Consider the following 4,264-nt stretch of genomic DNA (forward strand, 5'->3'; position numbering starts at 1 on the left):
CGTGCAGCGAGCGGCAGCGGAAGGTGCCGACTTCGGTGACCGGCGTCGATTGGTCGTTGCCGAGGAAATCGGCGCGTACCTTGCGCGGATGGGCATCGTTGGGGGCAGCGAAATCGCGGTTTTTGAAGGCGCCGCCGGTGCTTTCCGGGACGCTCGAATGGCAGCGCGCGCAGTTGTCGGCAAAGACCGTCTGGCCACGGCCGACGGCGCCCTTGCCAAATTCCTTTTCGAGATCGACGGTGAGGTCGGCCTGCCCATAGGCGCCGCCCTTCTTGTTGGCACGGGCGGCCTGCAGATTGGTTTCGTCCGATTCGGCCGAGGCGAAGAAATCGAGCACGTTCTGCAAGCGATCCTCGACCGCCCGGAAATTCGGGCAGTCGCGCCGGCACTGGCCGATGTTGAACGAGGTCTGGCCGAACCCGCGTTGCTCGGGATCGACCTGGCGCATGTCGGACAAGTGATTGACCCAGCACTGCTCGGAGCACGAGCCGATATTGAAATAGACGCGCTGGATCGCCTCGTGGGCGCCAATCGAATCCTCGCCCCCCTTCAGGATGTGATGGACGCCGGGCAGGGCCACCTTCTGGCCGCCGAGGAAGACCGTGGTCGTGTCGTCGTCGCGCCTGCTCTTGAGCCAGCACTTGCCGCTACGGCCCGGTTCGCACCAGCATTTGTCCTCGTCCTTCTCGGCGCCGCAGGTGGTCACCTTGCGCCATTTGGTGACCATTTCGCCCTTGAACACCGGGCGCTGGGCGACGTTGATTAACGCGTTGATCGTGCCCGGGTTGTTGACCTGGTCGTGCGAAATGGCCGAGGTGTCGGTGACGCCGGGCCGGGCGTGGGCGAACATCTGGTATTCGAGCGCACTCTTCGGCATGCCGGAGCCGAGCAGTTCCGACATCCGCGTGTATTGGTTGCCGATCAGCCCCTTGATGTTTTCCCATTTTGGGTGCGCCGCGTCGGCCGGCGGATTGAGCGGGTCGAAAGCGATGTGGCAGGAGCCGCAGGTCGTGCCGATCAGGAAAGGCGGCTCGATCGAGGCGTCGGCCAGCTTGGAGACTCGGCTGTCGGATTCGATGCCGGTGGCCGCCGCTTTGGTCGCATTGAAGCCGGACCAGTTGGCCTTGCCGCCATTGAGCGCCTGCCATTTGGCGGCGTCGAAGCGCGGGTTGGGGAACTTGCGCAAGCCGAGCGCCCCGGTCGAGGTGCCGAACTTGAGGTCGCAGGCCGAAGCGCGTTGATCGGCCTCGCCGCCCTGGCTGTGCGGGTCGTCCGGGTCGAGCGCGGCATCCTTGAGACCGCAGGCCGGGTCGACATAACCTGGTTTGCCGACATATTTGAGCAGCACGTCATCGCCCGGGCACCAGTCCAAACCGTAGGTTTCATCGGCCGATTTGGCCGGGCAGTCGGGGTCGCCCGGCTTGCAGCAGGCCGGGTCGTTGATGATGCCCCAGGCCCAGAAGCGGTCGTCGCGCTGATCGGCACGCAGGACGCGGAACCAGTCGACGAGCACGCCGATGCGCTGCTGGAAGGTGTAGGTGTGGAAACGTTCGTTGCCGGCGGTGGCCTTGAACCAGATCAGCCGGCCAACGCATTCGGACTCGTTGAGTCCCTCGCGGGCGCAGGCTTCCATGTATGGCGCATCCTGGTCGACGGCCGACATTTCGGGAACAGGTTTTCCGGGCGGCGCCGCCGCGCTGGCTGGCGCATTCTCGGCGAAGGCCTCGCCGATGCTGTGGTGCTGATTCTGAAATATCCCAATGCCAGCGGCAAAGGTGACGAATGCCGCAATAGCGGCCAGCAGAGTACGTTTCATACGTTTTCTCCCCATCAACGCCTACGAGTCTCAAGCTGCTGTGGTTCCACTCACTGCCTTAATGACATGTGAGATGACAGGAAGTTCAAACGGGGATGCTGGTTGTTTCTCCGGATTTCAAATTTGACCAGCTTTGCGGAGTCGCGCTAGCTAGAGCGCAAAGTCTCATTGACCTTGACCAAGCGAAATCTTCGTCTTGATCAGCACCTGTTGGATGGCAGGTGGGTGTCCATGCAGCTATTCAGCGAGTGGAGGCTGACGGACAGGATCGGGTCAAGTCTGATCGGTGGGCATGGGGTCCATAATTCGCTGGAGTTTCGGCATTGGAGTGACATGTGCATCCGACAGCTCCCGCGACTTGGCAGCCGACACCCGCAAATGAGAACGGGAGCCGAAGCTCCCGTTCTCAAGATAGAACGTTGTACGCTCTCAGTGCTTGCGGCGACGTCCGACCGCCAGACTGGCCAATCCAAGGCCCAGCAAGGCTAGGGAGCCGGGTTCCGGAACACCGTTGGATGGAGTGCATCCTGGCGCGGTAGGATTGGCGTCGCAGAATGCCACGGCCGTTTCCTGAACACCGACCGTGAAGCCGTTCCAGTATTCGTTGCTCAGGCTGCGCCAGCTCACGGTATCGAAGGTGCCGGTGAACCTCAGCGTGCCGTGCGGCTCACCCGTTCCAAGCAACTGATATTCGAACACTCCGCCGCCAAGGTCCACAATATTTTTGTAGGACGTACCACACCCCCAGTAACCGCAGTTGTTGCCATTGGTTGGATCGCCGAAACTCAAGATGTCAAAGTCTTGGTCGAACGCATAGCCATTGCCATTGAGGCTAACGTAGGCGAATACTGGATTAGCAATCGCCTGCGAGAATGCTAGGGTCTGCGTCCCGGCGTATTGCAGCGCGATGATATCGGTGGTCGGAGGCCGATTGTCGACAAGAGCACTGGTGAAGGGTGACGTGCCGCTGGGGCCATCGGTACCTCCGCTGTAGTAATAGGCCCCGCCGCTTGGTTGATAGAAACCGACGCCCTGCGGATTCGTATAGGTCACGGTGACCGATGAACTACCCGTCGTTATCGTCCCTTGCGCCTGAAAGCCGGTCCCAGAATCAAGGTCGCTGCCGGTCCAATCGGTCCAGAAGATCGGGGCTGCCGAGACTGTGCCGGAACACAGGGCAATAGCCAATGTGCCCAAAGCACGTGTAATTTTTTTCATGCGAGATTCTCCCTGAGGCGATCCAAAAATAGCGTATTCGACGTAATGCAATACTTATGCCGATATTCAAATAAGATAGCTATTTTCGTTATACGACAATAGCTTAGAGCATGAAGCTGCTGTCAGTTTGATTGCGCCGGTAAGGCACATGTAAAAGAATTCGACACGTTTGTCGAGTAGGTGGAAGTTGGGACGCCCCGGTTTCAACTACTCATCGGCCACCAATCCATTGCATTCGATCCCCGGCGAAAACAGCCCTCAGTCGATTTAGGGTGATATTCAAATAGCATTTCGTCAGTTGTCAGCCCCCGGCGGATTTTCCAGAAGCGTAATTCGCCCTTCTTGATGGGGTGGGGGCCGAAATACGTGGCTATTAGATGTGGCCAGTGGCGACAGCTTTCTGGATTCAGTGAATGACGACAGTAGCCGAGTTGCACAGCTTAGGCTGTCAGGCAGGAATAAAAGTAATGCGCCCGTTCAAATGACGCATCTGACGACTCGATCAACGGTAGCCACTGGGCGATCACGAGACGTGCACATCAAAAACTTGGAACTCGGCTTTGAGGCGTTTGCGGGCGTCGGCCTATCGGAAATCTGCTTTCGCAATCAGTCTTTAGCGGCCCGACAGGTATTTCTGCCGAATGGCTCTTGATGGCCGACCGCTGCCTGATGACGATTGCGTCGTCGCTGTGCCGAACTGTTCAGGTGCCTGATATTCGCTGCTCAGCGAGACGAAAAACGACGGTCAGGCTTTTTGATATTTCGCCCATTTTTCCGGTTGACCGTGGAAGTCGGTTTCTCAGCAGCTTCCCGGATAAATCATCTCGCTCGGCACGACCCAGCGGTCGTAGTCTTTCAGCGAGACATGGCCGAGGGCCAGCGCTGCCTGTCTGAGCGTCGTGCCGTCGTGGCTGGCCAGTTTGGCGATTTCGGCGGCCTTGTCGTAGCCGATGTGCGGGGTCAGGGCGGTGACCAGCATGAGCGAGCGTTCCATGAGTTCGGCGATGCGTTTGTGGTGGGCGGTGATGCCGCGCACGCAATGGTGTTCGAAGCCGAGCATGCCGTCGCTGAGCAGGCGCACGCTTTGCAGGAAGTTGTGGGCGATGACCGGCTTGAAGACGTTGAGTTCGAAATTGCCCGAGGCGCCGGCGATGCCGATGGCCACATCGTTGCCCATGACCTGGCAGCAGAGCATGGTGAGCGCTTCGCACTGGGTCGGGTTGACCTTGC

General features: G+C 59.5%; 2 protein-coding genes and 1 pseudogene. All 3 read right to left on the reverse strand.

The genetic code is table 11. From position 1 onward, the window contains the following. Positions 1 to 1,816, reverse strand: a 1,816-nt coding sequence (locus ADADOO_RS06020) for a cytochrome c (RefSeq protein WP_511275870.1), incomplete at its 3' end; no start/stop codon positions are given. Between the two features lie 429 nt (positions 1,817 to 2,245). Then, entirely contained in the window at positions 2,246 to 3,034 is a 789-nt protein-coding gene (locus ADADOO_RS06025; protein WP_511275872.1) for a PEP-CTERM sorting domain-containing protein, read from the reverse strand. 799 nt (positions 3,035 to 3,833) lie between these two features. After that, positions 3,834 to 4,264 (reverse strand): annotated as a pseudogene (locus ADADOO_RS06030) (class II fumarate hydratase); the annotation flags it as partial.

Source organism: Azonexus sp., from assembly GCF_036170495.1.
GTDB lineage: Bacteria > Pseudomonadota > Gammaproteobacteria > Burkholderiales > Rhodocyclaceae > Azonexus.

Coding starts and splice junctions, on each gene's coding strand:
- ADADOO_RS06025 (WP_511275872.1), bottom strand. CDS start 3,034: ATGAAAAAAATTACACGTGCTTTGGGCACATTGGCTATTGCCCTGTGT.